Below are 26,016 nucleotides of genomic sequence, written 5' to 3'. Positions count from 1 at the left end.
ATAGTGACGCGCGGCCAAAATGATGCTAAAGGCCGCGCAAACAGCGGACAGATCGCGATATCGCTCGCCGTCCGCCATCAATTTCTGCCAATGTGCCGTCATGTGTTCGCAAGTCTTCCGGCTTATCCCGGTAAGACCCTGAGCTTGCAGAGCGGTCACATGTTCGACTTCGGGATGAAAAAGACCATGTCCGTCATGGATGCGTTTGATGTTACCAAGCCTCAGGCCGCGAGTGTTTCTGCCGGCGTCGAGAAACCGTCTCTGATCGGCATGTCCCGCGAAGAAATGGGAGCAGCGCTTCGTGACAAGGGCGTCGCCGAGAAGCAGATCAAGATGCGCGTCTCCCAGCTCTGGAACTGGATCTATGTGCGCGGGGTTTCCGACTTCGATCACATGACGAATGTGGCCAAGGACATGCGCGAGATGCTGAAGCAGCATTTCACCATCGCGCGTCCTGAAATCGTCGAGGAGCAGGTCTCCAATGATGGCACACGCAAATGGCTGCTGCGCTTTCCCCCGCGGGGCGCCGGGCGTCCTGTCGAGATCGAGGCTGTCTACATTCCAGAAGAGGGCCGCGGCACGCTCTGCATTTCCAGCCAGGTCGGCTGCACGCTCACCTGTTCCTTCTGTCATACCGGGACACAGCGTCTGGTGCGCAACCTGACGGCGGAGGAAATTCTGTCGCAGTTGTTGCTCGCCCGCGACCGGCTTGGGGACTTCCCGGACCGAGAAGCGCCGCAGGGTACGATCATGCCTGCGGAAGGACGCAAGGTCAGCAATATCGTCATGATGGGCATGGGCGAGCCGCTCTATAACTTCGATGCCGTCAAGCAGGCATTGCTGATTGCCACAGATGGTGACGGCCTGTCGCTGTCCAAGCGCCGCGTGACGCTTTCCACCTCGGGCGTGGTGCCGGAGATCTTCCGCACCGGCGAGGAAATCGGCGTGATGCTGGCGATCTCGCTGCATGCGGTGCGCGATGACCTGCGCGATATCCTGGTGCCGATCAACAAGAAATATCCGCTGAAGGAACTGATCGAGGCGTGCAAGGCCTATCCCGGCCTGTCTAACGCGCGGCGCATCACCTTCGAATATGTGATGCTGAAAGACGTCAACGACAGCCTGGAGGACGCCAAGGGGCTGATCAAGCTCCTGAAGGGCGTGCCGGCCAAGATCAACCTCATCCCCTTCAATCCCTGGCCCGGCACCAATTACCAGTGTTCCGACTGGGAACAGATCGAGAAGTTCGCCGATTTCATCAATTCGGCCGGCTACGCCTCGCCGATCCGCACGCCGCGCGGCCGCGATATTCTGGCCGCCTGCGGCCAGCTGAAATCGGAATCCGAACGCATGCGCAAGACCGAGCGTCTGGCCTTCGAGGCGATGATGATCGCCAATCACGGCGCCGACGACTGATCAGCAAGTTTGATCCTCGCTACAATTCTCCTGCATTGATTTAAGCATGCGCTTTTCCTAATAGTGCGGCCAAAATCAATCAGGAGGATACAAATGCGCCCGATTCTGCTCGCTCTTGCCGCCACTTTGGCCCTTTCCCTACCTGCAAAGGCTGACAACGTGACCGTTGCCGTGACGGCGATCGTCGAGCATCCGGCGCTGGATGCGGCCCGCAAGGGCGTTCTCGATGTGCTGACGGCGGCCGGCTACAAGGAAGGCGAGAACCTGAAATTCGTGTTCGAATCGGCGCAGGGCAATCCGGCGACGGCAGCTCAGATCGCCCGCAAGTTCGCCGGCGACGAGCCCAATGTCATCGTCCCGATCTCCACGCCTTCGGCCCAGGCCGTCGTTTCCGCGACGCGCGACATTCCCGTCGTCTTCACGGCCGTCTCCGATCCGCTCGGCGCCCAGCTCGTCAAAAACATGGACAAACCAGGCGGCAATGTCACCGGCCTTTCCGACATGTCGCCGGTCGCCGAGCACCTGGCGCTGATCAAGGAAATCCTGCCAAAGGTGAAAACGATCGGCTATCTCTACAACTCAGGTGAGGCGAACTCGGTTTCGCTGCTCGCGGTGCTGAAGGCCGAAGCCGAAAAGGCAGGCCTGACCGTGGTCGAATCGGCAGCAACGAAATCGGCCGAGGTTCAGGGTGCTGCGCGCGCCCTGGTCGGCCGCGCCGATGCGATTTACATTCCGACCGACAACACGATTATCTCCGCGCTCGAAGGCGCCGTCGCGGTTGCCGAAGAGAGCAAGCTGCCGCTCTTCACCGCCGATACGGATTCGGTTTCGCGCGGTTCGATCGCTGCCCTCGGCTTCAACTATTACGATGTCGGCAAGCAGACCGGCGAAATCGTCGTGCGCGTGCTGAAGGGCGAGAACCCCGGCGATATCGCAGTCAAGACTGCCGCCGGAAGCGACCTCGTGGTCAATAAGGCCGCTGCGGCCAAGATGGGCGTCACCCTACCTGAAAGCGTGCTGTCGCGCGCCAACAAGGTCATCGAATAATCCGTAGTTCCATCGGCCTGTTCACATTCAGCCGCTCTCGTTTGCACGGGGGCGGCTGAAGTATTACAAGGCTGCGGTTTCGCGACGGGCGGAACGGAAACAAAAAGGGGCTGAAAGCCTTGAGCCAAATCGCATTCTGGGGGGCCGTCGAGCTCGGCTTGGTCTATTCCTTCGTCGCTCTCGGCGTCTATCTCGCCTTCCGCGTCCTCGATTTTCCTGATCTGACGGTGGACGGCTCCTTTCCGCTCGGTGCGGCGGTAACCGCGGTGCTGATCATTGCCGGCGTCAATGCATGGCTTGCGGCGCTGATCGCCATGGCGGCGGGTGCCGGTGCAGGCATGGTGACGGCGCTGCTCAATGTGCGCTTCAAGATCCTCAACCTGCTCGCCTCGATCCTGACGATGATCGCGCTCTTTTCCGTCAACCTGAGGGTGATGGGCAAACCCAACGTCGCGCTCATCAATGCCGATACGATGATCAGCCCGTTCTTCGGCCACGGGCTTCGCGATTTCTACGTGCGGCCGCTCTTCGTTGGCGTGCTTGTGGTCGTTGCCCTCATCCTGGTCTGGCGCTTTCTCGAAAGCGATGCCGGGCTTGCCATGCGGGCGACCGGCGCCAATGCCAGAATGGCGCGTGCGCAAGGCGTCGACACCAGCCGGCAGATCTACCTCGGCATGGCGATTTCCAACGCGCTGGTGGCGCTCGGCGGCGCATTGTTTGCCCAGACGAACGGCTTTGCCGACGTCACCTCGGGCGTCGGTACGATCGTCGTGGGGCTTGCCGCCGTCATCATCGGCGAGACGCTGCTGGGGCGCCGGGGGCTGCTGATGGCGTTGATCGGCTGCGTACTCGGCTCGATCGTCTATCGCATCGCCATCCAACTGGCGCTTTCGAGTGACGTCATCGGCTTGCAGGCCTCCGACCTCAATTTCGTCACGGCGGTGCTGGTGACCGTGGCACTCATTCTTCCCCGTCTTCGCCGAGGTGCCGCATCATGATCAGCGTCAAGGACATCAAGGTCGTTTTCGGGCGCGGCACGCCGCTGCAGAAGCAGGCGCTGAACGGCGTCAGCCTGACCATCGAGCAAGGCTCCTTTGTCACCGTCATCGGCTCGAACGGCGCGGGCAAATCGACATTGCTCGGCGTACTCGCCGGCGACGTCATTCCGAGCGAAGGGCAGGTGCTGATCGGCAAGAACGACGTCACGCGCAAATCGACGGCGGCGCGCGCCGGTCTGGTGGCGCGTGTGTTCCAGGATCCGCTGACGGGAAGCTGCGGCTCGTTGTCGATCGAGGAAAACCTCGCTCTGGCTGCGCGGCGCGGCGAAAGGCGAGGGCTTGCGCCGGCGCTCGGTGGTGTCAGACGCGACGACTTCAGGGGGCGGATTGCCGAGCTCAATCTCGGGCTGGAAAACCGGCTGAAGGACCGCATGGATCTGCTTTCGGGCGGGCAGCGGCAGGCCGTTTCCCTTGTCATGGCAACGCTTGCCGGATCGGAAGTTCTGCTGCTCGACGAACATACGGCGGCGCTCGATCCTGGGATGGCCGAGTTCGTGATGAACCTTACGCAGAAGATCGTCGCCGAGCGCAAGCTGACGACGATGATGGTGACGCACTCCATGCGTCAGGCGCTGGATTACGGCCACCGCACGATCATGCTGCATGGCGGCGAGATCGTCCTCGACGTGGCAGGCGATAACAGAAAGAACCTGCAGGTCGAGGATCTGATCGCCATGTTCCGCAAGATGCGCGGCCAGACGCTGGATGACGATGCTTTGCTGATTGGCTGAGCCAACAGCGAGCTGATCTGCTTACGCCGACAGCGTGCTGACTGGCTACCCACCGATCACCGGCTATGCCGACCGCGGGCTATTTTGCCTGGGTGAGCAGGATCTTGGCTGCGAAGATCGAGAAGACGCCGGCGAAGGTATAGTCCATGCCGCGCAGCACCTTCTTATTGCTCTGCAGCCAGGAAGTGAGCCAGTCGGCGGCAAAGATCACGCTGGCATTGACGGGCATGCCGATCAGTATGAAGCAAAGCCCAAGGAAAAGCAGCTTCTGCGTGACGGCGGGATCGCCGGCGCTGACGAATTGCGGCAGAAAGGTCATGAAGAAGATGATGACCTTCGGGTTTAGAAGGTTGACCCAGAAGCCGGAGGAGATGTTGGCAAGCGCGGTGCCCTTCTGCCCCTCGACCTTGGCGACGGTGAGCTTCGAGCCGAAGCGGATCGCCTGCACAGCCAGCCAGAACAGATAGGCCGCGCCGCCGGTCTTCAGCATCAGGAAGGCGGTCGGCGAAGCGGTGATCAGCGCCGAAATGCCAAAGGCGACCAGCATGGTGTGGACGACGATGCCAAGACTGGTGCCGACGACGACGAAGAGGGCAGCCTTCTTGCCCTGGGCCAGCGCACGGCTGATCGACAGCGTCATGTCGGGCCCCGGGGTCGCCGCGAGCAGGAGCGTCGCTGCGGCAAAGGCGAGGAGGGTCGGCAGGCTGGGCAGGAAATCCATGGGCATACTCTGAAAGCCGGAAAGACCTGACGATCTCTTACCCGGCTTTCAGTAAATTACCAATCAAACCTGCTCATGCGTGTCGCATTAAACTTGATTCATGCGACGCGCATTCGCCGCTTGTTTTATGCATGTCGTTATCTCGGAACCGCTGCACACTTCCGAGCGACAGGCATTACCGCTGATCACTTCTGTTCCAGGAAGGCCTTGAACTTATCGGCATAGTCCTTGTGCCAGCGTGACAGCGGCGGACGGTTTTCGATGATGTCGCCGGCAGCCCAGGCCATGCGGCGCTCGTCGACCGGGCGGGCAACGTCGTTGTCGGGGCAGAGAATGTAGAAATCGCCGCGTTCGAGGCTTTCGACCATGAAGTCGATGGTCTGCTCCGGCGTCCAGGCACCAGCCGGCTTATCCGCGCGGTCGCCCTTGGTGAGGCCGGTGAAGACGAAGCCTGGGATGAGGAGATGCGCCGAGATCTTCGCGCCTTCGGTGTTGCGCAGCTCGTGCTCCAACGCCTCGGTAAACACCTTCACACCTGCCTTGGAGATGTTGTAGGCGGGATTGCCGGGCGGCGTGGTGATGCCCTGCTTGGAGCCGGTATTGATGATGAGGCCGGGCTCGCCGTGCGACAGCATCTTCGGGCCGAAGGTGCGCGTGCCGTTGATGACGCCCATCAGGTTGACGGCGAAGATATGGTCCCAGTTCGCCTGCGGGCTGAAGATCGAGGTTTCCGGGCCGATGCCGGCATTGTTCATCAGCACATGCACGCGGCCGAAACGCTGAATGACGGCCCGCTCGAGCGCCTCCAGCGAGTCCCTGCTGGCGACATCGGTCTCGACCGCCATCACATCTTCCTCGCCGGCAATCGCCTTGAGCTCGTCGGCGGCCGCTGCCAGCCGATCGCCGCCGAGGTCGGCGATGACGACGCTCATGCCGGCCTTGGCAAAGTGTTTTGCAGCGGCAAAGCCGATGCCGGAAGCGCCGCCGGTGATCACGGCAACATTGGACTTCTTGAAAATGTCTTGAATATTCGTCACGGGGAACTCCTCCTCGACCATCGTCCGGACGATGGCGAATATGGGCTCCGCTTTTGCCCTGTCAAATGCTATCGCGCCGGTGGCCTCGCACTTGCCCTTGCGTCACGCGCCAATCTCGCTAAAAGTGCCGCGACACCGGGTTTTTGCCGGGCTTTATGTAACGGACCTCATCACCATGGCATCATACAAAGACGTGAAGAAAGTCGTGCTCGCCTATTCCGGCGGCCTCGACACCTCGATCATCCTGAAGTGGCTGCAGGCGGAACTCGGCGCAGAAGTCGTCACCTTCACCGCCGATCTAGGTCAGGGCGAAGAGCTGGAGCCGGCGCGCAAGAAGGCCGAGATGCTCGGCATCAAGGAGATCTATATCGAGGACGTGCGCGAGGAATTCGTGCGCGATTTCGTCTTCCCGATGTTCCGCGCCAATGCCGTCTATGAAGGCGTCTATCTGCTCGGCACCTCGATCGCCCGTCCGCTGATTTCCAAGCACCTAATCGATATCGCCCGCAAGACGGGCGCGGATGCGATTGCCCATGGCGCGACCGGCAAGGGCAACGATCAGGTCCGTTTCGAGCTTTCCGCCTATGCCCTGAACCCCGATATCAAGATCATCGCGCCGTGGCGTGATTGGTCCTTCAAGAGCCGCACCGACCTGCTCGCCTTCGCCGAGCAGCATCAGATCCCGGTTGCCAAGGACAAAAAGGGCGAGGCTCCTTTCTCCGTCGACGCCAACCTGCTGCACTCCTCTTCCGAGGGCAAGGTTCTGGAAGATCCGGCGCAGGAAGCGCCTGAGTATGTGCATATGCGCACGATCTCGCCTGAAGCGGCCCCCGATAAGGCGACGACAATCAAGGTCGGCTTCCGCAAGGGCGATGCTGTGTCGATCAACGGTGTCGAAATGTCTCCGGCGACGCTGCTCGCAACGCTCAACAATTACGGCCGCGACAACGGCATCGGCCGCCTCGACCTCGTCGAGAACCGCTTTGTCGGCATGAAGTCGCGCGGCGTCTACGAGACACCAGGCGGAACAATCCTGCTTTCGGCGCATCGCGCCATCGAATCGATCACGCTCGACCGTGGTGCCGCCCATCTCAAGGATGAGATCATGCCGCGTTACGCCGAGCTGATCTATTACGGCTTCTGGTTCTCGCCAGAGCGCGAGATGCTGCAGGCGCTGATCGACAAGAGCCAGGAACATGTCGAAGGCGAGGTGACGCTGAAGCTCTACAAGGGCAATGTCATGGTCATCGGCCGCGAAAGCGAAAAGTCGCTCTATTCCGACAAGCTCGTCACTTTCGAGGACGATCAGGGCGCCTACGACCAGAAGGATGCGGCCGGCTTCATCAAGCTCAACGCGCTGCGCCTGCGCACGCTCGGCAAGCGGAACCTCGCGAAGTAATCTTGCTTCGCCCTTGAACGGATATGAGCCCGCCGGCATTTGTGCCGTGCGGGCTTTTTCGTGGGCTGAGAATGTCAGCATAAATTCAGCGCCGGCGCTGGCTGCCCAGGTCGGCCGACGCCGAAGAACGGATGCAGCTTAGGACAGGGCGAAGATTCTTACCTCTCTCCCGATGCCCTGAAGCTCTTCCATTCGGGAGGCCGATGAAATGCCGCTGTCGCGCAGGATATCTGAAACTCGGGCGTCCCCGACAATCGCTTCCGTCGTCATGATCACATTCGGATCGGCAAGGCCCTGGACGCGGGAGGCGATGTTGACGGTCTGGCCGAAGTAGTCTTGCCGGTCGTTCAGGTTGACCGCCAGGCATGGCCCCTCATGAATGCCGATCTTCAGGAGAAGGTCGTCGCTGCCGTGTTCGGTATTCAATCGGAGCATCGCCTGGCGCATCCGCAGCGCCGCCGCTACCGCGCGGTCCGGACTCGGAAAGGTCGCCATGACCGCATCGCCGATAGTTTTGACGACCGCTCCGGCCTCTGTCGCGACAATTTCATGAAGAACCCTGAAATGCGCTCTCACCAGATCGAAAGCGGCAAGGTCTCCGACGCGCTCGTAAAGAGCCGTCGAACCGCGCAGGTCAGTGAAGAGGAACGTCAGGCTTGTGATCTTGAGGCGTTGATCGACGTCGAGAGTGTCGGTCCGGTAGATATCCCGGAAGCTCTGGTTCGTCAGCAGACGCTTGGCTGTCAGAAAAGGCCGCCTGCGGCCGAGCAGATCATGCAGCTCATCTCCTGCGATACAGACGTTCGGCACCACTCTGCGATCGGTGTGGTTTTCGAGGGTGAGCCGTAGCAGGCCGGGGCGCAGCGTCAGCGTTTCGTTCAGCGCATGCGCGCGACTGATGACCATCGAGAGGTTCTGGCGCTCGCTGGTCGGCTCGCCTTTCACGTCGATGAATTGTGCCGAGTGTGTTACCGCATCGAAGATGATGACGAATTGCGCCGGCAGTTGCAGTGAGACGAAAGCCTTCTCGCCCGGAGCCAGTTCGATCATCTCCAGCATAATGCGTTCGAATTTCGCTTCCAGATCCTCCGGCAAGTCGACACCGGAGCTGAAAAAGATCTGACGATAATACTCAGGCGGAGACAATCGATCGGGGTCATGGGCGGCAATCCTGCGCACGCGCGGACTGACCGTGAAGGTCACCTCGACCATCTCGTCGAGGGTCGGCTCGTATCCGGCCGCGCAGAGCGCGCAATGGTAAGTGTCCTGGACGACCCCTTTGAGGGTTGCGCCGCTGTCGAGGACGCCGCCGCATCCTGGGCAGAGGACATTCCACGTCATCTCGAACGCGCCTATGCGCGCGGCATGGAGAAACGCTGCGATCGTTTTCTCTTCGTCGAGGTGGTGCTTAGCTGCAAAGGCGAGCGCATTGATGCGATTGAGATCGCGATCCAAGCCATGCATGACCACGTTCTCGATGCATTCAACCGTCCGCGGGTCGGCCGCTTGTCGTAATGTGGCAAAAAGCACGTCCACTTCGCTCATCAGACAAATCTCTGTGCGCAGAACCTACGGCAAGCGACGCCGTTAATGCATGATAACATGGGAGTTTCCCAATAGAAATCTATAGGCGCCGATAGTGTTCGCTTCCCGATCCGCCTGGATTGTCCACATGCGCTGCATCCGATGATATCTTCGCGAAGCGCCGCCGGTGGTCATTGCGACCTGGCCCCGCTTTTCGTGGCGGCGCAACCACCCTTGACGGATGCCCGCGATCTCTTACTCTGTCACGATCATCCTCGGAGCATCTCCATGACGCAGTCTCTGCTCTTCGGCGCCTTCCTGGCGGCGCTTTTCTATGTGCTCATCCCTGGACCGGCTTTCCTGCAGCTGCTCGGCATCGGCGCCGGGCAGGGGCGCAAGGCTGGCGCCTTCTTCATGATGGGGCATCTGGTCGGAGATATCATCTGGTCGTCGCTGGCGCTGATCGCGATCGTTGGGGCCAAGACGATCGGAACCTTCGTCTTCGACCTGCTCGGCCTTGCATGCGGCTTCTATCTTGCCTGGATCGGCTGGAGCGCCGTCAATGCCAAGCCGAAAGCGGAGGGGCAGGGCCTTGTCATGGTCGAGCGACCGTTTCGCCGCGGGCTGATTTTCGGCGTCACCAATCCGAAGGGTTATCCGGTGGCTCTCGCCACCTTCACGGCGCTGGTTGCGGGCTCAGCCGGCGCGCTCGATTTCGAGGCCTTGCCGGTGCTTCTCGGTGTATCCTTCGTGGGTTTCGTAACCGCCGATATCATCCTGATCGGCATCATCGGCGCTGGCGCGGTCCGCCGTTTCTATCGCGCGCATGAGCGGCTGATCGTGCGTTGCTCCGGCGTGCTCTTCATGGGATTTGCCGCCCAGGCGCTATGGCACGCGACCCCCGGTCTTCTTGGTTGGCGCAGGGCCTGACCACTCACCCATCCAGGAAGTTGACGATCGATTTCAGCGTCTGAACTTCATCCGGATCGCCGATCGACATGGCGACCTGCAGCTGGTTCTTGTAATAGTCGAGGAAATTGAAACTCGTGCCGTCGGTGACGCTGGAGAGATCGATGACGTTGCCGAGCGGATCGATCGCGTGCATCGGCAGCGGCTCGGAGATGGCGGCGTATGTGTTCTGATCGATCAGGCCGCTATCGAAGCTCTGGCGCGCGTAATTTCGCAATTCTCCGGGACTGACCGCGGTAAAATCGAGCCCGTCATCAAGGTTGTCTTCAATCTGGAACGAGACCGGGGCCGGAGCTCTGGTCTCGATTTCAATATGAGAGGTCTTCGAACTTTTTGCGTTATTAGGATTGTTTTTAAATAGCAAACTCTGAGAAGACCGCACAGAAAAAATTTCCATGGCGCATGTCCCCTTACAAGAAGAACAGCGGGAAATTAGCTCTCGCGCCTGATTCGGGTCAATCGTTAACAAATGGTTAATTTTGGTGCGTCAAATTTTGTCCACCAGATTTTCGGCCTGTCCACCGGATTTAGCCGCGCCCATCAGTTTCGCGGACGAGGCAAAAGGGCTTGCCGGCGACATACCAATTCCGCGGCCGCTCTCCTATATTGACCGTCCGTTCGCATGCCAAAAAGGATTCTCCGATGCCCTCTTCCCATGATTTCAATCCGGCTGTCGTCAACTGGGATGGCCTTCACGGCCTGCCGCGTTTCGATGCCTTGAACGACGGCGATTTTGCCGCCGCCTTCGAGGCGGCGCTGGCCGAGCATGAAAGGGAGATCGACGAGATCGCCGGAAACGGCGATGCGCCGACATTCGAGAATACGGTCGTGGCGCTGGAGATCGCGGGCGATGCGCTGTCGCGGGTCTCGGCGCTGTTCTGGAACAGAGCGGGTGCCCATACCAACGATGTCATCCAGGCGCTGGAGCGGGAGATCTCGCCGAAGATGTCGCGCCACTATTCGAAGATCGGCATGAACGCCGCGCTTTTCTCCCGCATAGATACGCTCTGGGAGAAACGCGAGAGCCTCGGCCTGACGCTCGAACAGACGCGCGTGTTGGAACGCCACTGGAAAGGCTTCGTCAAGTCGGGCGCCAAGCTCGAGAAGGCCGAGCAGGAACAGCTTGCCGCGATCAACGAAAAGCTGGCCGGGCTCGGCACGCAGTTTGGCCAGAACGTGCTGGCCGACGAGACGGCCTGGGCACTCACGCTTACCGAGGGCGCCGAACTCGACGGGCTGCCGGAATTTCTGCGCGACGCAATGGCGGCGGCGGCGCGCGAACGCGGCGAAGAGGGCAAATATGCGGTGACGCTGTCGCGCTCGATCATCGAGCCGTTCCTCACCTTTTCGGAACGCCGGGACCTGCGCGAACAGGCTTTCAAGGCGTGGGCGGCGCGTGGTGCAAACGACGGGGAGACGGACAACCGTGCCGTCATCAAGGAAACGCTGGCGCTACGCCATGAGGTGGCGAGGCTGCTCGGCTACGGCAATTTCGCCGAACTGAAGCTCGACAACACGATGGCCAAGACGGCCGATGCGGTGAACGACCTGCTCAAGGCCGTCTGGGCACGGGCAGTGAAACGCGCCGGCGAGGAAGAGATCGACATCGCGGCGCTGATCACCGAGGAAGGCCGGAACCACGAGGTGATGCCTTGGGACTGGCGGCACTACGCCGAAAAGATCCGGGCGCGGAAGTTCGATTTCTCCGAGGCCGAGCTCAAGCCCTATCTGCAGCTGGAGAAGATCATCGACGCCTGCTTCGACGTGGCCGGCCGGCTGTTCGGCATTCGCGCGGTCGAGAAGAAGGACGTGCCGGCCTATCACCCGGATGTCAGGGTCTTCGAAATCAGGGATCGCGACAACAGGTTGGTCGCCCTTTTCCTCGGCGACTATTTCGCCCGCAGTTCGAAACGCTCCGGCGCCTGGATGAGTTCGCTGCAATCGCAGCACAAGCTGGAGCTCAAGAATGGGCGCCACGGCGAATTGCCGATCATCTACAATGTCTGCAATTTCGCGAAGCCCGCTGAAGGCAAGCCGGCGCTGCTGTCGCTCGACGATGCCCGCACGCTGTTCCACGAATTCGGCCACGCGCTGCACGGCATGCTTTCCGATGTCACCTACCCCTCAGTGTCCGGCACCGGCGTTTCGCGCGATTTCGTGGAGCTGCCCTCGCAGCTCTACGAGCACTGGCTCACGGTTCCTGCCATCCTCAAGCAATATGCCGTGCACTTCGAAACCGGCGAGCCGATGCCGCAGGTTCTGCTCGACAAGGTGCTGGCAGCCCGCACCTTCAACGCCGGCTTCAATACCGTCGAATTCACTTCCTCGGCGTTGGTAGATATGGCGTTTCACACGCGTGACACCGTCGAGGATCCGATGGCGGTGCAGGCCGAGGTGCTGGCCGAGATCGGCATGCCGAAATCGATCGTCATGCGCCATGCCACACCGCACTTCCAGCATATTTTCTCCGGCGGCTATTCGGCCGGCTATTACTCTTACATGTGGTCGGAGGTGCTCGATGCCGATGCCTTCGCCGCTTTCGAGGAGACCGGAGACGCCTTCAACGGCGAGATGGCAAAGAAACTCAAGGAAAACATCTATTCCAGCGGCGGTTCCGTCGATCCCGAGGACGCCTACAAGGGCTTCCGCGGCAAGCTGCCGAGCCCGGATGCGATGCTGGTGAAGAAGGGGCTTGCGACCTTCGAGGAATTGACAGGCAGCGACGCTTAAGACAGTTTGATGACACGGAGCAAAGCGGTATGGTGGCAACCATGCCGCAGCTTTCGCGTGCCACCCCCTTTCGCAATCGCGAAAAAACCGGTATGAGCGCGCCAAACGTAAATGGCGCGTCCACTTGGCGTAGCGCCCCAGCCTCAGAGATTATGACATATGGCACTTCGCAACATCGCGATCATCGCGCACGTTGACCATGGCAAAACGACCCTCGTTGACGAGCTCCTGAAACAGTCCGGTTCGTTCCGCGAGAACCAGCGCGTTGCGGAACGCGTGATGGACTCGAACGACCTCGAAAAGGAACGCGGCATTACCATTCTCGCCAAGGCGACCTCGGTGGAATGGAAGGGTGTCCGTATCAACATCGTCGACACCCCCGGCCACGCCGACTTCGGCGGTGAAGTCGAGCGTATTCTGTCGATGGTGGATGGCGCGATCGTTCTCGTCGATGCCTCCGAAGGTCCGATGCCGCAGACCAAGTTCGTGGTCGGCAAGGCTCTGAAGGTCGGCCTTCGTCCGATCGTCGCGATCAACAAGATCGACCGTCCGGACGGCCGCCACGAAGAAGTCATCAACGAAGTCTTCGACCTTTTTGCAAATCTCGACGCGACCGACGAGCAGCTCGACTTCCCGATCCTCTACGGTTCCGGCCGTGACGGCTGGATGAACGTCAATCCGGAAGGCCCGAAGGATCAGGGTCTTGCACCGCTTCTCGACCTGGTGCTCAAGCATGTTCCGGAGCCGACCGTCGAAGAAGGCCCGTTCCGTATGATCGGTACGATCCTCGAAGCCAATCCCTTCCTCGGCCGTATCATCACCGGCCGCATCGCATCGGGCTCGATCAAGCCGAACCAGGCCGTCAAGGTTCTCGGCCAGGATGGCAAGCTGATCGAAACCGGCCGCATCTCCAAGATCCTCGCCTTCCGCGGCATCGAGCGCACGGCGATCGAAGAAGCACATGCGGGCGACATCGTCGCGATCGCCGGCCTCTCCAAGGGGACCGTCGCCGATACCTTCTGCGATCCGGCCGTCTCGGAGGCCATGAAAGCGCAGCCGATCGATCCGCCGACGGTCACCATGTCCTTTATCGTCAACGACAGCCCGCTGGCGGGCACCGAAGGCGACAAGGTGACGAGCCGTGTCATCCGCGACCGTCTCTTCAAGGAAGCTGAGGGCAACGTCGCCCTGAAGATCGAAGAAGCCGAAGGCAAGGATTCGTTCTACGTCTCCGGCCGCGGCGAACTTCAGCTCGCCGTTCTCATCGAAACCATGCGTCGCGAAGGCTTCGAGCTTGCCGTGTCGCGTCCGCGCGTCGTCATGCACAAGGATGAAAGCGGCCAGCTTCTGGAGCCGATCGAGGAAGTCGTCGTCGACGTCGACGAAGAACATTCCGGTGTCGTCGTGCAGAAGATGTCTGAGCGCAAGGCCGAAATGGTCGAGCTGCGTCCGTCGGGCGGCAATCGTCTTCGCCTGCGTTTCTACGCTCCGACCCGGGGCCTGATCGGTTACCAGTCGGAGCTGCTGACGGATACGCGTGGCACGGCGATCATGAACCGCCTGTTCCACGACTACCAGCCCTACAAGGGTGTGATCGGTGGCCGCGTCAATGGCGTGCTGCTCGCCAATGCTTCCGGCGAAGCCGTCGCCTATGCGATGTTCAACCTGGAAGATCGCGGCCCGATGATCATCGAGCCGGGCGAAAAGGTCTATGCCGGCATGATCATCGGCATCCATTCGCGCGACAACGACCTTGAAGTGAACGTCCTGAAGGGCAAGCAGCTCACCAACATCCGCGCCGCCGGCAAGGACGAAGCGGTGAAGCTGACGCCGCCGATTCGCATGACGCTTGATCGTGCGCTCTCCTGGATCCAGGACGACGAACTGATGGAAGTGACGCCGAAGAATATTCGCCTGCGCAAGATGTATCTTGACGCCAACGACCGCAAGCGCTTCGAAAAGTCGAAGGCTGCTCTCTAAAAACCTCAAGATATCCGTTTGAAACCCCGGCCTTCGTGCCGGGGTTTTTTATTGTGCGCTGCGTCGATTCCAGCTTGTGACAATCGTTAAAAAAGCGTTAAATTTTGATCGTCGTCCACATGTTAAGTCTGTGGGCAATCGACCGGAATGCGTCATTGCATATGGTTAATTGTCCCTGGCAGGACCAGAGTAAACGTTATGAAGACGTTGTCGATCGATGTCCGGCGGGCTGAGCCGCACGATGCCCGAGCCATTTCGGAAACGCACAGGCTCGCCTGGCAGCACACCTATGCAGGCATCATTCCGCACCGCGCGCTGACGCAGATGATCGAGCGGCGTGGCGAAAACTGGTGGCGCAAGGCGACGCGCGGACCTGCGACGCTGCTGGTACTCGACGTTGCGGGAACAGTCGCCGGCTACGCGACGCTTGGCCTGAACCGCGCCCGCGCCCTGCCGCAGGAAGGCGAAATCTACGAACTCTACCTTCGCCCTGAATATCAGGGCATCGGGCTCGGCAGGATGCTGTTCGGCGAGGCGCGCCGTCTCCTAAAGTCGCTCGGCTGCAACGGACTGGTCGTCTGGTGCCTCGAGGAAAACGAGACCGCCAGCCGGTTTTACCGCAGTCACGGCGGCATCGATTTCTGTGAAGGCATGGAGAACTTCGACCATAGGCAGTTGAAGAAGATCGGTTTCATCTGGAACTGACCGGTTCGGCCGGTAGTCGCCTATCACCTGTTCGTTGTGACGTCATTGTACCGGTGCCATCACGCATTGGTGATCTCAAATGTTGCGTCGCGACATGAAACTGATTATCTGGCTGCGAGTAATCTAACCCCGCAGGAGTTTCCTATGCGCATTGACGCCGTTTCCATCGGTAAGAATCCCCCTGAAGACGTCAACGTTATCGTCGAGGTTCCGGTCGGCGGTCATCCGATCAAGTACGAGATGGACAAGGAAGCCGGTACGCTGGTGGTCGATCGTTTCCTCTATACGCCGATGACGTATCCCGGCAATTACGGTTTCGTGCCGCATACGCTGTCGGAAGACGGCGATCCGATAGACGTTCTGATTGCGAGCACTCGCCCGCTCGTTCCGGGCTGCGTCATCAATGTGCGCCCGATCGGCGTCCTGAAGATGGAAGATAATTCCGGCAAGGACGAGAAGATCATCGCCGTGCCGTCGCCGAAGCTGACGCTGCGCTATGAGAAGGTGAAGGATTACACCGATCTTCCGGAAATCACACTGAAGCAGATCGAGCATTTCTTCGAGCACTACAAGGATCTGGAACCCGGCAAGTGGGTGAAGATCTTCGGCTGGGGCGATTCCAAGGAAGCCGGCCAGCTCATCCTCGAAGCCGTCGAGCGCGCCAAGAAGGCGAAGGCCTGACCGTTCAGCTGAGAAACGCTTCGAGCTTTCTTGCCAAATCCTCCGGGTCGCCGTCGATCCGGAGGATTTTTTTGCGTGCCGTCTCGCCGGAAATAAGGCTGATGGAAGATTTGGGAATGCCGAGACATTTCGATATCAGGACGATTAGAGCCTTATTGGCCTTGCCCTTCTCCGGCACTGATGTGACGCGCGCCTTCAGATGGGTCTCGCCCTTGCCATCCGCTTCGATATCGTCGATCGCATCACGCCCGCCATTCGGTGTCAGCCGAACGGCAAGGCGCAGGTGATCGCCGAAAGACCTCCAGGGAGGGTTCAAGAGACCAGCGAGAAGATGAAAGGCTCGATCGGATTGTTGAGGATCAACTGTATGAAGGCGATGATCAGCAGCAGGATGATCGGCGAGATGTCGATGCCGCCCAGATTGGGCATAAAGCGGCGTATCGGCCGGAGCGCAGGCTCGGTCGCGTTGTAGAAGAACATACCCAGCTGGTTCACAAACTGGTTGTGCGAATTGATGACGTTGAATGCGTAAAGCCACGAGAAAATGGCGCTGGCAATGATCACGTACCAATAAATGTTCAAAGCCATGTGGATGATTATAAATATGGCTTGAAAAATTCCTGCCATTACCGTCTCCAGTTCGTTGTTGACAGATATGTAGACATTGGCGATTAAACGAGCAAGAGCCGTGTGGAAACGCATGGTAAATCATGTTTAACGGGCGGCTTCGCAGGCAATTCCGCGCCCGTCTTCTCGGAAAACAGTCATGTCGTTTTCGCCCACCGGAGACCGATTTGCCGCGTTCCGGCATTCGTCCTACACCCGCTTCTTCTTCGCGCGTTTCCTGCTGTCCTTCTCTCAGCAGATCGTCAGCGTCGCCGTCGGCTGGCAGATGTACGATCAGACGGGCAAGGCGATCTATCTCGGCCTGATCGGCCTGGTGCAGTTCTTGCCGTCGCTGCTGCTCATCCTCGTCACCGGCTCGGTGGCCGATCGGCATAATCGCCGGGCAATCGCGGCACTCTGCTCGCTGGTGAGCGCGCTCTGCACGCTGGCGCTGCTTGTTATGACGGCGACGGGCACCTTCGCGCCGTGGCCTGTTTTTGCGGTGCTTCTGATCTTCGGCATCGAACGGGCATTCATGTCGCCGGCGGTGCAGTCTCTCGCACCCAATCTCGTGCCGGAGCACGCTCTTTCCAATGCGATCGCCTGGAATTCGTCGTCCTGGCAGCTCGCCGCGATCACCGGACCGGTGCTCGGCGGTCTGCTCTACGGCATCAGCGCGGCGACGGCCTATACGGTGGCAGTGATCTTTTCCGTCCTCGGCGCGGCTCTTCTCTACATGATCCCGAAGCCGGAACAGAAGACGACGGGTGAGACCAAGAGCTGGGCGATGATCCTCGGCGGCTTCAGTTTCATCCGCGCGGAAAGGGTGGTGCTCGGCGCGATCTCGCTCGATCTCTTCGCCGTGTTGCTCGGCGGCGCGACCGCCCTGATGCCGATCTTCGCCCGCGACATCCTGACGCTCGGCCCCTGGGGGCTCGGATTGCTGCGTGCCGCGCCAGGGCTTGGAGCGATCGTCATGGCGATCTTCCTCGCTGCCTATCCGCTGAAGCACCGCGCAGGCCTCTACATGTTCATCGGCGTCGCGCTGTTCGGCGTCGGGACCATTATCTTCGGTGTCTCGACCAATACCGAGGTCTCGATTGCGGCACTCGCCTTGATGGGAGCAGCCGACATGGTGTCGGTCTATGTGCGCGAGAGCCTGATCGCACTCTGGACGCCGGACGAGCTACGCGGCCGTGTCAACGCGGTCAACATGGTCTTCGTCGGCGCTTCGAACGAGCTCGGGGAATTCAGGGCGGGTACGATGGCATCGATCTTCGGCGCGGTACCCGCGGTCGTCATCGGCGGGATCGGAACGCTGGTGGTCGCGGCGATCTGGGCCTCAAGTTTCCCGAAACTGCGCGCAATCGATACGCTCGATGCGCCCAGCGCACAAGCGTGACGGCCGCTGACAGACCTATGCGGGAAGGGTAACCGGGGAGGCCGCCTTCGCCGTCTTGCCTTCGAAGACGATGTCGAGGAATTCGGTCAGCCAGGCTTTCAACGGCGCGTCGAACAGCATGCGGCCTTCGAGATGTTCGCGGCCCTGCTGGGCGTTCGGCAGAATGAAGCGGTGGGCGCCGTGCACGACCCAACGATGCATCATCGCCCGAGTGAGTTCGGCATGGAATTGCAGGCCCCATGCGTTGCCGTCATAGCGGAAGGCCTGGTTCGGATAGGTATCGCCTTCGGCCAGCAGATCGGCGCCGTGCGGCAGCTCGAAGCCTTCCCGATGGAAGTGATAGACCATCTTCGGCCAGTGCATCAGCAGGCGACCACGTTCCGTCGGCCGTAACGGATACCAGCCGATTTCCGTCGACCCGTCGGCATTCGACTGCACCTTGCCGCCGAGATGATGGACCAGCATCTGCGCGCCGAGGCAGATGCCGAGATAGGGGCGTTTCTCCCGGAGTGGAATTTCGATCCAGTCGATCTCCTTCTTGATGAAGTCATCGGGATCGTTGGCGCTCATCGGCCCGCCGAAAACGACGGCGCCGGCATGATCTTCGAGCGTCGTCGGAAGCGGTTCGCCAAGAACCGGTCGACGGATATCCAGGTGGTAGCCCTTTTCGACGAGCAACTGGCCGACACGGCCGGGGCTCGACCGCTCCTGGTGCAGGACGATGAGGATCGGGCGCCTGTCGCGGTTTAGTTCGTGCTCAGTCGCTGTCATCTTGCACAACCTGGACATCGGTGACCCTGGCGGCTGCCTCCTGCCGTTTCTGGATGCGCTCGCGTGAGGAAACGCCGAGCAGGTCGGCGATGCGCCAGATCACGTGGTCTTCCATTTCGCTGCGCTCACCATCGGCATAGACGATGTCCCAGAGGATGCCGATCAGCTCGAGCCGCTGCTCGGTATTGAGATGGCGTTTCAGGTCGGAGGTGAACCGATAATAATCGACCGCGGAGCTTTCTGCCTCGAGGCCTGCGGCTATCAGGGCATCGAGCTGTTTGCCGTCGAGCGCATATTGCTCCTTTAAGAGTTTGCGCAGCCGCTTCTTTTCGCTGGCCTTGATCTGGCCGTCGGCCTCCATGACCTGCATGCAGAGCGCCGCCACCGCGATGCGCGGATCATCCGGGGCGAAAGCTTTCCGGGAGTGATCGGCGGTAAGCTTCTGGAAGAATGCCTGAAAGCGTTCGAACATGCAGTTTTCATTCCATTTCAGAAAAGGCGGAGCCGCGTCTTGGGTCCCGGTTCCGCCCTGGGATCGCGAACGCCGGGATCATCAGGGAGTCCGCCGAAGAAAGGCCTTCCCTCGTTTGCTGCGGGCGCCCGATCACTCACGGGTTCAGGTTTTGATTTTGCCGGCGCCGGTGCTGGCGCCGGGCGCACGGCCTCGGCAATGGTCGCCGCGCGTTCGAGTTCGATGATGCGATGATCGTTGACCGGGCTTTCGGGCCTGACATCGCGCAGCGGCGGCAGCGTTTTCAGGGCGGTTTCGATCGAGGCCGGCTGTGAACCCTCTTCGACCGGACCTTCGATCTGGCCGAAGGGCGCCTTCCATTCGAAGGCGTCGAGGCGGCCGGTCACGGGTGATACCGGCAGCCATTTGTCCGATACGAAACCATCCGCCACCCAGGCCGGATCGCGCGGCGCCTTGAGCGCCTGGGCGAGCCAATGGCGCACACGGCCCTGGTCGCCGGTTTCGGCTTCCTCGATGTCGGCAAGCAGCAGGAAGGCGGCCTCGCGCGGCTCGATGCGAGCCGCGGCCTCCGCCTTGGCGCGGGCCTTGGCGAATTCCTGCGCATCCAGTGCTGCCTGTGCGACGACGAGAAGGGATTCGACGTTGTTCGGACGCATTCCTTCCAGTCGCTCGGCGCGCTTCAGCCGGTCAAGCGTGGAATCGCCGCTGCGGGCCCTGACATAGACGCGGCCGATTTCGGGATGAGGTTCCGCTTTCCAAGCCTGTTCGAGGATCGAGGCGGCCTTGCGCAGGCCGCCTTCGCGGAAGAGAGCCTTTGCGGCAATGAGGGCGGCCGGAATGAAATCGGCGGCCAGCTTCAGCGCCTGCAAGGCATCGTCGCGAGCACCGGCCGGGTCGCCCTCCAGTTTTTCGCCGGCGCGCGCGGTCAGGAGGACGGCGTGCAGGCGGTTGGCTTCGGCCTTTTCGACGACGCGGGCAGCCTTCTGCTGTTCGAGCAGGCGGATGGCATCGTCCCAGCGGCCGGCCTGGCTGCGATATTCGAGCGTCGCTTGCGCGGCCCAAGGCAGGTAAGGCGCATTGTCAGCAGCCTTTTCGGCATATTGACGGGCGGCTTCGTTGGCCCCGAGGCGGCGGGCTTCCAGATAGAGGCCGCGCAGACCGAGTTCGCGCGTCTCGGGATCATTGGCCATGGCCTCGAATTTGGCGCGCGCCTCGTCATGGCGCCCTTCGATCAGGGCGGCCTGGGCCTCGAGCAGGTTGATCAAAGGCTCCTGATCGGCGCGAATGAGGCCGCGCGAGCGGGCGGCCATCTTGCGGGCGAGCAAGGCATTGCCGGCGCCGGCGGCAATCAGGCCAGTCGACAGCGCCTGGTAGCCGCGATCGCGCTTGCGGGCGCGGAAATAGCGGGTCACCGAATGCGGCGAGGTCCAGATCAGCCGGACGAACCACCAGGCGATCATCACGGCGGCGATAAGAGCGATGATCGCGCTCACCGCGACGATCAGCTTTGTCTGATAGATCTGGCCTTCCCAGATCAGCGACAGGTCGCCGGGACGATCGGCAAACCAGGAGAAGCCATAGGCGAGAAGCAGGACGAGGACGGCGAAGACGACAAGCCTGATCATGGTCTCACCCCTCCTTGCCGGTGCCGGTGACCGCTTTCGACAGCGCCCCACCGACCAGTTCCTCGACGCGAATGCGCGCCTCCAGCGACTGCTTGAAGGCTGATGACGCCTGCTTGCCGGGAGCGGGCAGATTGTTCCATTCGGAGGAAGCGCCGGGCAGATCGCCGTTCTTCACCTTGTCCTCCATGCGCGCAGCAATCGCTTCGACGCTCTCGCCCTCGATATTGCCGACGGGACGGACCGTTACCAGCGATTTCGCGCTTGCCATCAGTCGGTCCGACCAGCTCTGGTTCGGGTCCGGCTGGTTGACGGCTTCGACGATCGCAGTCGCAACGTCGGGAACCTCGCGCACCAGCTCGGCTCGCGAGGGAATGCCGGTTTCGGCAAAGGAGCGCAGGTCGGCGACAGCCGGATCGTCGGGCGCGACGCCGGCGAAAGTATCGAGTTCGGCAAGGAAGGGGCCGCCGCGATCGATCGCTGCCTTGAGGGCGGCTGCCGCGATCGCCTTGGCGACGGCGACGTCCTCGCGCGGTTCGTTGAGTTTCTTTTCGGCTTCGGCGAGGCGCTTGGCGATATCTGTGTCGCTGGTCGTCTGCTGCTCGGAGGACTGGGCGAGCGTAGAGCGCAGCTGATCGACCTGGCCACTCAGCTCCGCAATCTTCTGGTTGAGCGCCTCGACATTTGCCGAATCGGCCGGTGCGCCTGATGCGGCAGCGCCTGCAGATGCCTCCAGCGCGGCGATACGCTTTTCAAGCGCGGCATCGCCGCCGCTCGCCGGCTTGGCGGCAAGGTTGGCGACGGTCTGTTTCAGCCCGTCGATCTCGCCGGAAAGGTCGGCGATCTCAGGCGAGGACCGCTGTTGTGAGGAGGAACCCGGAAGGTAACCGGCATATTGAATCGCGCCCGCGCCGATCAGGGCAACGAGACCGCCGAAGATGCCGGCGGCGATGAGACCCGATGTGCCGGCGCCGCGCGGCGCGGATTGTTCAGGAGGAGGCGTGAAGCAAGGCTCAGGGGCTGCCGGCTCTTCCAGCCTGTCTTCCGCAGACTCGCTTTCAGGCTCTGCATGCGATGCGGCGTCCGTTCCGGAGGGCGCCGCGACATCGGTGTCGGTGCTGTCGTCGTCGCCGGCCTCATGAGTTACCGGCTTTTGGGTATCGGCTGCAGAGGCGAAATCCTGTGAATCGAGGTCGATCGTGACCGGTTCGTCGGCGCTCTTGGAATGGCGTGGCGGGTTTCCCGATACCATGAGGTCCTCTTTATCCTGCATTGCAACGAAACTAGACAGTGATGCCAATTAAGGGAAGAGGTTAGATCAAATTTGGGCGGCCAGAGCATTCAAAGCAGCGACAAAAGACTTTTCTCATCCGGCATCGGTGAGATCGTTACATTTTTTTTCAGGGCCGCCGGAACGGCTTGCGCCACCGCCTCGCTGAGGCAGAGAATGCGGATTTCGCCCCGTTCCGATAGGGTCGCCCGGAGATCCGGCAGGTGAAAGAAATCGTCGGCCGTCTGCCTGGAATATAAGAGGATGGTGTCAGGCCAGCCGTCCGAGAAAAGCGCTTCGATTTCGGCCGGGGCGGGCGCGACCGGCTGCATGCGATAACATTCGGCGACCGAGAAGCGGATGCCGAGTTCGCGCAATCTTGCTTCGAATGTTTCGGCCCGCGGCAGGCCGGCAAGGTAGAGCAACCCGTCCGCTCCCTGGGCCGCGACGAGATCGGCGAGGTCGCCGCCGTTGCCCAAGGATGAGGAGATGGATCGGAAGCCGATGCTCTCCGCTTCCTTCGCCGTCGCCTCGCCGACCGCAAAAAGTGGGCGGCCGAGATAGGGGCGAAGTTCGTCGCAGAGGGCGGCAACGACCCGGATCGCTTCGGCGCTGGTTACGGCGATCGGACCGCTGGTGGCTGCCAGCGCGCGGGCGGCTTCGGCGCTATCGTGCAGCGGCCGGCGCAGGGGCATGAGCAGGGGCTCGTGGCCCATATCGCGCAGACGTTGTGCGGTTCTTGTCGCCGAATGCGCGGGGCGGGTGACGAGCACGCGCATCGCTGCCTCAGCGCCAGTCGTCGAAGAAGGCGCTGCCGGCCCTTGCGCGCACGTCCTGGCCCGCGCGGGTGCCGAGGGCTGCCGCATCGCGACGGTGGCCGTCGGTCGTCACCGCATGCTGGCTGCGGCCGTCAGGGGTGATGATGAGGCCGGAAAACCGGATCAGATCGCCTTCGCAGACGGCGTAACCCCCAATCGGTGTACGGCAGGAGCCGTCGAGAGCGGCGAGGAAGGCGCGTTCGCAGGAAACGGTGTCATAGGTTGGCGCGTCGTTGATCGGGGCCAGAAGATCATCAATCCCCGTGTCTCCGATACGGCTTTCGATGCAGATCGCCCCCTGGGCCGGTGCCGGCGGGAAAGTGTCGGGATCGAGGATATCGGTAATCACCTCGACCTTGCCGAGGCGCTTCAGGCCGGCAAGCGCCAGCAGGGTTGCGTCCACCTGGCCCTCTTCGAGTTTGCGCAGGCGTGTTTCGACCGCGCCGCGGAAAGTAATGACGTTGATATCCGGCCGCATGCGGCGGATCAGTGCCTGGCGGCGCAGCGACGAGGAGCCGACGGTCGCACCATGCGGCAGGTCGATCAGCTTGGGCGCGGTACGGCCGATGACGGCGTCGCGGATGTCTTCGCGCGGCAGATAAGCGGAGAGATAAAGCCCATCGGGCAGGTTCGTCGGCATGTCCTTGGTGGAGTGCACGGCGAAATCCAGCTCGCCGGATGTAAGCCGCTGTTCGAGTTCCTCTGTGAAGAGGCCTTTGCCGCCGATCTCGGCGAGCGACCGGTCGGTGATGCGGTCGCCCTTGGTCGTCAGCACGACGATTTCGAACATTTCCTCGGGCAGATTGTGCGCCGCCATCAGCCTGTCGCGCGCCTCATGCGCCTGGGCAAGCGCCAGCGGGCTGCCTCGCGTGCCGATCCGGAAAGGTTTTGTTTGCATCAGCTCTGTTCCGTTGTTACCGGAGTTCTCGTAAACGGGTTTCCGTACCATCGCAATCAACGAACAGGCTTCATGGTTCCCTTTCTGCGCATTCTCGGCATCGAAACAAGCTGCGACGAGACCGCCGCGGCCGTCGTCGAGCGCGATGCGGAGGGGCATGCCAAGGTGCTGTCCGACGTGGTGCTTTCCCAGCTCGACGAGCATAGCGCCTATGGTGGCGTGGTGCCGGAGATCGCCGCGCGCGCCCATGTCGAGGCGCTGGACGAGCTGATCGAGGAGGCGCTGACGCGCGCCAATGTGTCGCTTGATGATGTCGACGCTATCGCCGCCACTTCGGGGCCGGGGCTGATCGGCGGGCTCCTCGTCGGGTTGATGACCGGCAAGGCGATTGCCAGAGCCGCCGGCAAGCCACTTTACGCGGTCAACCATCTCGAAGGCCATGCGCTGACGGCGCGGCTGACGGATGGGCTTACCTTTCCCTATTTGATGCTGCTCGTTTCGGGCGGCCATACCCAGCTCATCCTGGTGCGCGGCGTTGGAGAATATGAGCGCTGGGGCACGACGATCGACGATGCGCTCGGCGAGGCCTTCGACAAGACGGCAAAGCTGCTCGGCCTGCCATACCCCGGCGGCCCGGCCGTGGAGCGGATGGCGCGGGGCGGCAACCCCGACCGTTTCGATTTCCCGCGGCCGCTCGTCGGCGAGGCGCGGCTCGACTTTTCCTTCTCCGGCCTGAAAACGGCGGTGCGGCAGGCCGCACAGGAGATCGCGCCGCTCAGCGATCAGGATGTTGCCGATATCTGCGCCTCGTTCCAGAAGGCGATCTCGCGCACGCTGAAGGACCGTATCGGCCGTGGGCTGCAGCGGTTCAAAACGGAATTTCCTGTGACCGACGATAAGCCGGCGCTCGTCGTTGCCGGCGGTGTCGCCGCCAATCTCGAACTGCGTGGCACGCTGCAGGCGCTCTGCGACAAGAACGGTTTCCGCTTCATCGCGCCGCCGCTCAGCCTCTGCACGGACAATGCGGTGATGATCGCCTGGGCGGGGTTGGAGCGGATGGCGACGGGCGTTCAGCCTGACACGCTCGACGTGCAGCCACGCTCGCGCTGGCCGCTCGATTCCAAGGCGCAAACGCTGATCGGTTTCGGAAAGAGAGGAGCCAAGGCATGAGCGAAAACATCGCCGTCGTTGGATCGGGCGCTTTCGGGACCGCGCTCGCCGCCGTTATCGCTCTTGCCGGACGAAGTGCGGTGACCCTCGTCGGGCGCGATCCGTCGCTGATTGCGGATCTGAAAGCCGAGCGGCTGCATGATGCGGTGCTGCCTGGTATTCCGCTGCCGGAATCGCTAAAATTTTCCGCCGAGGCGGACGCGATCACCGCCGCTTCGATCGTGCTCTTTGCCATGCCGTCGCAGGCGCAGGCCGATGCGGCGCGCCAATACGGCCCCTATCTCTCCAGAGATGCCGTCGTCGTCACCTGCGCCAAAGGCATCGAGCGGGCGACGGGCAATCTTTTGACGGATATGCTGGAGCGGGAACTGCCGGACCATCCGGTTGCCGTGCTTTCCGGTCCGGGTTTTGCCGCCGATATCGCCAAAGGCCTGCCGACGGCGATGGCGATCGCGGCGGCTGATATGGAGACCGCGGAGCGGCTCGCCCAGGCGATATCAGGCCGGACCTTCCGGCTCTACGCCTCCGACGACCGTATCGGCGTGCAGCTCGGCGGCGCTCTCAAGAACGTGCTGGCAATCGCCTGCGGCATCGTCGAAGGCGGGGGCATCGGCGATTCCGCGCGTGCGGCGCTGATCGCGCGCGGGCTTGCGGAAATGTCGCGTTTCGTCGTCGCCAAGGGCGGGAAAGCGGATACGGTGCGCGGGCTTTCCGGCCTCGGCGATCTGGTGTTAACGGGAACGAGCCACCAATCGCGAAACCTGCGTTTCGGCATCGCGCTCGGACGCGGCGAAAAGGTCGATCCGCTCCAGGGCGCATTGGTGGAAGGCGCGCTCGCCGCCTCTGTTGCCTCGCGGCTGGCGGCGGAGCTTGCGATCAGCATGCCGATCACCGAGGCCGTTTCCGCGATCATCGACGGCAGCCTCGACATATCGGATGCCATCGAGCAGCTGATGACGCGACCAATCACCACCGAATAGGAGAACAGA

25 protein-coding genes are annotated in these 26,016 nt (G+C 61.6%); 13 read left to right on the top strand and 12 right to left on the bottom strand.

Features of this window, described 5'->3' with window-relative positions; genetic code table 11:
* Positions 1–186 precede the first annotated feature (186 nt).
* From rlmN to NE852_RS20670, 4 genes are all read left to right on the top strand, one after another.
* A complete protein-coding gene (gene rlmN / locus NE852_RS20685) occupies positions 187–1,416 on the top strand; it encodes a 23S rRNA (adenine(2503)-C(2))-methyltransferase RlmN (protein WP_008528104.1) in 1,230 nt (409 codons plus the stop codon).
* A gap of 93 nt (positions 1,417–1,509) precedes the next feature.
* Positions 1,510–2,463 carry an ABC transporter substrate-binding protein gene (locus tag NE852_RS20680; RefSeq protein ID WP_008528103.1) on the top strand — a complete coding sequence of 318 codons (954 nt, stop codon included), beginning with the start codon at positions 1,510–1,512 and terminating at the stop codon, positions 2,461–2,463.
* 119 nt (positions 2,464–2,582) lie between these two features.
* Positions 2,583–3,461, top strand: coding sequence for an ABC transporter permease (locus tag NE852_RS20675; RefSeq protein WP_008528102.1), 879 nt, complete (start codon positions 2,583–2,585; stop codon positions 3,459–3,461).
* Positions 3,458–4,252, top strand: coding sequence for an ABC transporter ATP-binding protein (locus NE852_RS20670; protein WP_008528100.1), 795 nt, complete (start codon positions 3,458–3,460; stop codon positions 4,250–4,252). Before NE852_RS20675 ends, NE852_RS20670 begins: the two co-directional genes overlap by 4 nt.
* A gap of 79 nt (positions 4,253–4,331) precedes the next feature.
* Here the strand turns inward: NE852_RS20670 and NE852_RS20665 are convergent, their stop codons facing one another.
* Both NE852_RS20665 and NE852_RS20660 read right to left on the bottom strand, forming a co-directional pair.
* Entirely contained in the window at positions 4,332–4,973 is a 642-nt protein-coding gene (locus NE852_RS20665) for a LysE family translocator (protein WP_008528099.1), read from the bottom strand.
* A gap of 185 nt (positions 4,974–5,158) precedes the next feature.
* A complete protein-coding gene (locus NE852_RS20660) occupies positions 5,159–6,010 on the bottom strand; it encodes an SDR family NAD(P)-dependent oxidoreductase (RefSeq protein ID WP_008528098.1) in 852 nt (283 codons plus the stop codon).
* Between the two features lie 175 nt (positions 6,011–6,185).
* Here NE852_RS20660 and NE852_RS20655 point away from each other — a divergent pair, with 175 nt between their 5' ends.
* The gene (locus NE852_RS20655; protein ID WP_008528097.1) at positions 6,186–7,409 is read left to right on the top strand and encodes an argininosuccinate synthase; all 1,224 of its coding nucleotides are present in this window, start codon (positions 6,186–6,188) and stop codon (positions 7,407–7,409) included.
* A 138-nt stretch (positions 7,410–7,547) separates the two neighbouring features.
* Here the strand turns inward: NE852_RS20655 and NE852_RS20650 are convergent, their stop codons facing one another.
* Positions 7,548–8,954 (bottom strand): adenylate/guanylate cyclase domain-containing protein, encoded by a 1,407-nt coding sequence (locus tag NE852_RS20650; protein WP_008528096.1) that lies wholly within the window; start codon positions 8,952–8,954, stop codon positions 7,548–7,550.
* Positions 8,955–9,221: 267 nt separating this feature from the next.
* Between NE852_RS20650 and NE852_RS20645 the strand changes: the two genes are divergently transcribed.
* Positions 9,222–9,863: a LysE family translocator gene (locus NE852_RS20645; protein WP_008528094.1), complete on the top strand. Its 642-nt coding sequence runs from the start codon at positions 9,222–9,224 to the stop codon at positions 9,861–9,863.
* Between the two features lie 4 nt (positions 9,864–9,867).
* Here the strand turns inward: NE852_RS20645 and NE852_RS20640 are convergent, their stop codons facing one another.
* A complete protein-coding gene (locus NE852_RS20640; protein ID WP_258156717.1) occupies positions 9,868–10,299 on the bottom strand; it encodes a hypothetical protein in 432 nt (143 codons plus the stop codon).
* A 245-nt stretch (positions 10,300–10,544) separates the two neighbouring features.
* Between NE852_RS20640 and NE852_RS20635 the strand changes: the two genes are divergently transcribed.
* The 4 genes from NE852_RS20635 (at position 10,545) to ppa (ending at position 15,998) form a co-directional block, all read left to right on the top strand.
* A complete protein-coding gene (locus NE852_RS20635; protein ID WP_008528091.1) occupies positions 10,545–12,632 on the top strand; it encodes a M3 family metallopeptidase in 2,088 nt (695 codons plus the stop codon).
* 159 nt (positions 12,633–12,791) lie between these two features.
* Complete coding sequence (gene typA, locus NE852_RS20630) at positions 12,792–14,612, top strand: translational GTPase TypA (protein WP_007814503.1); 1,821 nt, start codon at positions 12,792–12,794, stop codon at positions 14,610–14,612.
* A 198-nt stretch (positions 14,613–14,810) separates the two neighbouring features.
* Positions 14,811–15,317: a GNAT family N-acetyltransferase gene (locus NE852_RS20625; protein ID WP_008528086.1), complete on the top strand. Its 507-nt coding sequence runs from the start codon at positions 14,811–14,813 to the stop codon at positions 15,315–15,317.
* Between the two features lie 144 nt (positions 15,318–15,461).
* Positions 15,462–15,998 (top strand): inorganic diphosphatase, encoded by a 537-nt coding sequence (ppa, locus tag NE852_RS20620; RefSeq protein ID WP_008528085.1) that lies wholly within the window; start codon positions 15,462–15,464, stop codon positions 15,996–15,998.
* 4 nt (positions 15,999–16,002) lie between these two features.
* On the opposite strand, the gene NE852_RS20615 is transcribed toward ppa, so the two are convergent.
* Both NE852_RS20615 and NE852_RS20610 read right to left on the bottom strand, forming a co-directional pair.
* Positions 16,003–16,314 (bottom strand): DUF167 domain-containing protein, encoded by a 312-nt coding sequence (locus NE852_RS20615; protein ID WP_008528084.1) that lies wholly within the window; start codon positions 16,312–16,314, stop codon positions 16,003–16,005.
* A complete protein-coding gene (locus tag NE852_RS20610) occupies positions 16,311–16,700 on the bottom strand; it encodes a YggT family protein (RefSeq protein ID WP_037171795.1) in 390 nt (129 codons plus the stop codon). Before NE852_RS20610 ends, NE852_RS20615 begins: the two co-directional genes overlap by 4 nt.
* Before the next feature lie 64 nt (positions 16,701–16,764).
* On the opposite strand from NE852_RS20610, the gene NE852_RS20605 reads away from it, so the two are divergent.
* A complete protein-coding gene (locus NE852_RS20605) occupies positions 16,765–18,006 on the top strand; it encodes an MFS transporter (RefSeq protein WP_008528080.1) in 1,242 nt (413 codons plus the stop codon).
* A gap of 15 nt (positions 18,007–18,021) precedes the next feature.
* Here the strand turns inward: NE852_RS20605 and NE852_RS20600 are convergent, their stop codons facing one another.
* From NE852_RS20600 to hemC, 6 genes are all read right to left on the bottom strand, one after another.
* Positions 18,022–18,795, bottom strand: a complete 774-nt coding sequence (locus NE852_RS20600; RefSeq protein ID WP_258156026.1) for a glutamine amidotransferase — start codon at positions 18,793–18,795, stop codon at positions 18,022–18,024.
* Positions 18,764–19,249, bottom strand: coding sequence for a TerB family tellurite resistance protein (locus tag NE852_RS20595; RefSeq protein WP_008528067.1), 486 nt, complete (start codon positions 19,247–19,249; stop codon positions 18,764–18,766). The genes NE852_RS20600 and NE852_RS20595 overlap by 32 nt, the downstream gene beginning before the upstream one ends.
* Before the next feature lie 17 nt (positions 19,250–19,266).
* A complete protein-coding gene (locus NE852_RS20590; protein ID WP_258156025.1) occupies positions 19,267–20,874 on the bottom strand; it encodes a heme biosynthesis protein HemY in 1,608 nt (535 codons plus the stop codon).
* Between the two features lie 4 nt (positions 20,875–20,878).
* A complete protein-coding gene (locus NE852_RS20585) occupies positions 20,879–22,144 on the bottom strand; it encodes a COG4223 family protein (protein WP_205621946.1) in 1,266 nt (421 codons plus the stop codon).
* A 68-nt stretch (positions 22,145–22,212) separates the two neighbouring features.
* Positions 22,213–22,920, bottom strand: a complete 708-nt coding sequence (locus NE852_RS20580; protein ID WP_258156023.1) for a uroporphyrinogen-III synthase — start codon at positions 22,918–22,920, stop codon at positions 22,213–22,215.
* A gap of 7 nt (positions 22,921–22,927) precedes the next feature.
* Positions 22,928–23,857, bottom strand: a complete 930-nt coding sequence (gene hemC, locus NE852_RS20575; protein WP_008528063.1) for a hydroxymethylbilane synthase — start codon at positions 23,855–23,857, stop codon at positions 22,928–22,930.
* 72 nt (positions 23,858–23,929) lie between these two features.
* Here hemC and tsaD point away from each other — a divergent pair, with 72 nt between their 5' ends.
* Positions 23,930–25,027 (top strand): tRNA (adenosine(37)-N6)-threonylcarbamoyltransferase complex transferase subunit TsaD, encoded by a 1,098-nt coding sequence (gene tsaD / locus NE852_RS20570; protein ID WP_258156022.1) that lies wholly within the window; start codon positions 23,930–23,932, stop codon positions 25,025–25,027.
* Positions 25,024–26,007: an NAD(P)H-dependent glycerol-3-phosphate dehydrogenase gene (locus NE852_RS20565; RefSeq protein ID WP_008528044.1), complete on the top strand. Its 984-nt coding sequence runs from the start codon at positions 25,024–25,026 to the stop codon at positions 26,005–26,007. Before tsaD ends, NE852_RS20565 begins: the two co-directional genes overlap by 4 nt.
* Positions 26,008–26,016: the final 9 nt, after the last annotated feature.

Source organism: Rhizobium sp. Pop5 (genome assembly GCF_024721175.1).
In the GTDB taxonomy this organism is placed as follows: Bacteria; Pseudomonadota; Alphaproteobacteria; order Rhizobiales; family Rhizobiaceae; genus Rhizobium.
Note: the sequence above shows the minus strand (reverse complement) of the source record. Positions and strands in the feature narration are given on the sequence as shown.

Excerpts from the sequence above, each read along its gene's own strand:
- NE852_RS20645 (WP_008528094.1), top strand. The coding sequence starts at position 9,222 with ATGACGCAGTCTCTGCTCTTCGGCGCCTTCCTGGCGGCGCTTTTCTAT.
- NE852_RS20625 (WP_008528086.1), top strand. The coding sequence starts at position 14,811 with ATGAAGACGTTGTCGATCGATGTCCGGCGGGCTGAGCCGCACGATGCC.
- NE852_RS20590 (WP_258156025.1), bottom strand. The coding sequence starts at position 20,874 with ATGATCAGGCTTGTCGTCTTCGCCGTCCTCGTCCTGCTTCTCGCCTAT.
- NE852_RS20655 (WP_008528097.1), top strand. The coding sequence starts at position 6,186 with ATGGCATCATACAAAGACGTGAAGAAAGTCGTGCTCGCCTATTCCGGC.
- typA (WP_007814503.1), top strand. The coding sequence starts at position 12,792 with ATGGCACTTCGCAACATCGCGATCATCGCGCACGTTGACCATGGCAAA.
- NE852_RS20585 (WP_205621946.1), bottom strand. The coding sequence starts at position 22,144 with ATGCAGGATAAAGAGGACCTCATGGTATCGGGAAACCCGCCACGCCAT.
- NE852_RS20600 (WP_258156026.1), bottom strand. The coding sequence starts at position 18,795 with ATGTCCAGGTTGTGCAAGATGACAGCGACTGAGCACGAACTAAACCGC.
- NE852_RS20680 (WP_008528103.1), top strand. The coding sequence starts at position 1,510 with ATGCGCCCGATTCTGCTCGCTCTTGCCGCCACTTTGGCCCTTTCCCTA.
- NE852_RS20635 (WP_008528091.1), top strand. The coding sequence starts at position 10,545 with ATGCCCTCTTCCCATGATTTCAATCCGGCTGTCGTCAACTGGGATGGC.
- NE852_RS20640 (WP_258156717.1), bottom strand. The coding sequence starts at position 10,299 with ATGGAAATTTTTTCTGTGCGGTCTTCTCAGAGTTTGCTATTTAAAAAC.
- ppa (WP_008528085.1), top strand. The coding sequence starts at position 15,462 with ATGCGCATTGACGCCGTTTCCATCGGTAAGAATCCCCCTGAAGACGTC.
- NE852_RS20670 (WP_008528100.1), top strand. The coding sequence starts at position 3,458 with ATGATCAGCGTCAAGGACATCAAGGTCGTTTTCGGGCGCGGCACGCCG.
- NE852_RS20580 (WP_258156023.1), bottom strand. The coding sequence starts at position 22,920 with ATGCGCGTGCTCGTCACCCGCCCCGCGCATTCGGCGACAAGAACCGCA.
- NE852_RS20650 (WP_008528096.1), bottom strand. The coding sequence starts at position 8,954 with ATGAGCGAAGTGGACGTGCTTTTTGCCACATTACGACAAGCGGCCGAC.
- tsaD (WP_258156022.1), top strand. The coding sequence starts at position 23,930 with ATGGTTCCCTTTCTGCGCATTCTCGGCATCGAAACAAGCTGCGACGAG.
- NE852_RS20605 (WP_008528080.1), top strand. The coding sequence starts at position 16,765 with ATGTCGTTTTCGCCCACCGGAGACCGATTTGCCGCGTTCCGGCATTCG.
- NE852_RS20665 (WP_008528099.1), bottom strand. The coding sequence starts at position 4,973 with ATGGATTTCCTGCCCAGCCTGCCGACCCTCCTCGCCTTTGCCGCAGCG.
- NE852_RS20595 (WP_008528067.1), bottom strand. The coding sequence starts at position 19,249 with ATGTTCGAACGCTTTCAGGCATTCTTCCAGAAGCTTACCGCCGATCAC.
- NE852_RS20565 (WP_008528044.1), top strand. The coding sequence starts at position 25,024 with ATGAGCGAAAACATCGCCGTCGTTGGATCGGGCGCTTTCGGGACCGCG.
- hemC (WP_008528063.1), bottom strand. The coding sequence starts at position 23,857 with ATGCAAACAAAACCTTTCCGGATCGGCACGCGAGGCAGCCCGCTGGCG.
- NE852_RS20610 (WP_037171795.1), bottom strand. The coding sequence starts at position 16,700 with ATGCGTTTCCACACGGCTCTTGCTCGTTTAATCGCCAATGTCTACATA.
- rlmN (WP_008528104.1), top strand. The coding sequence starts at position 187 with ATGTCCGTCATGGATGCGTTTGATGTTACCAAGCCTCAGGCCGCGAGT.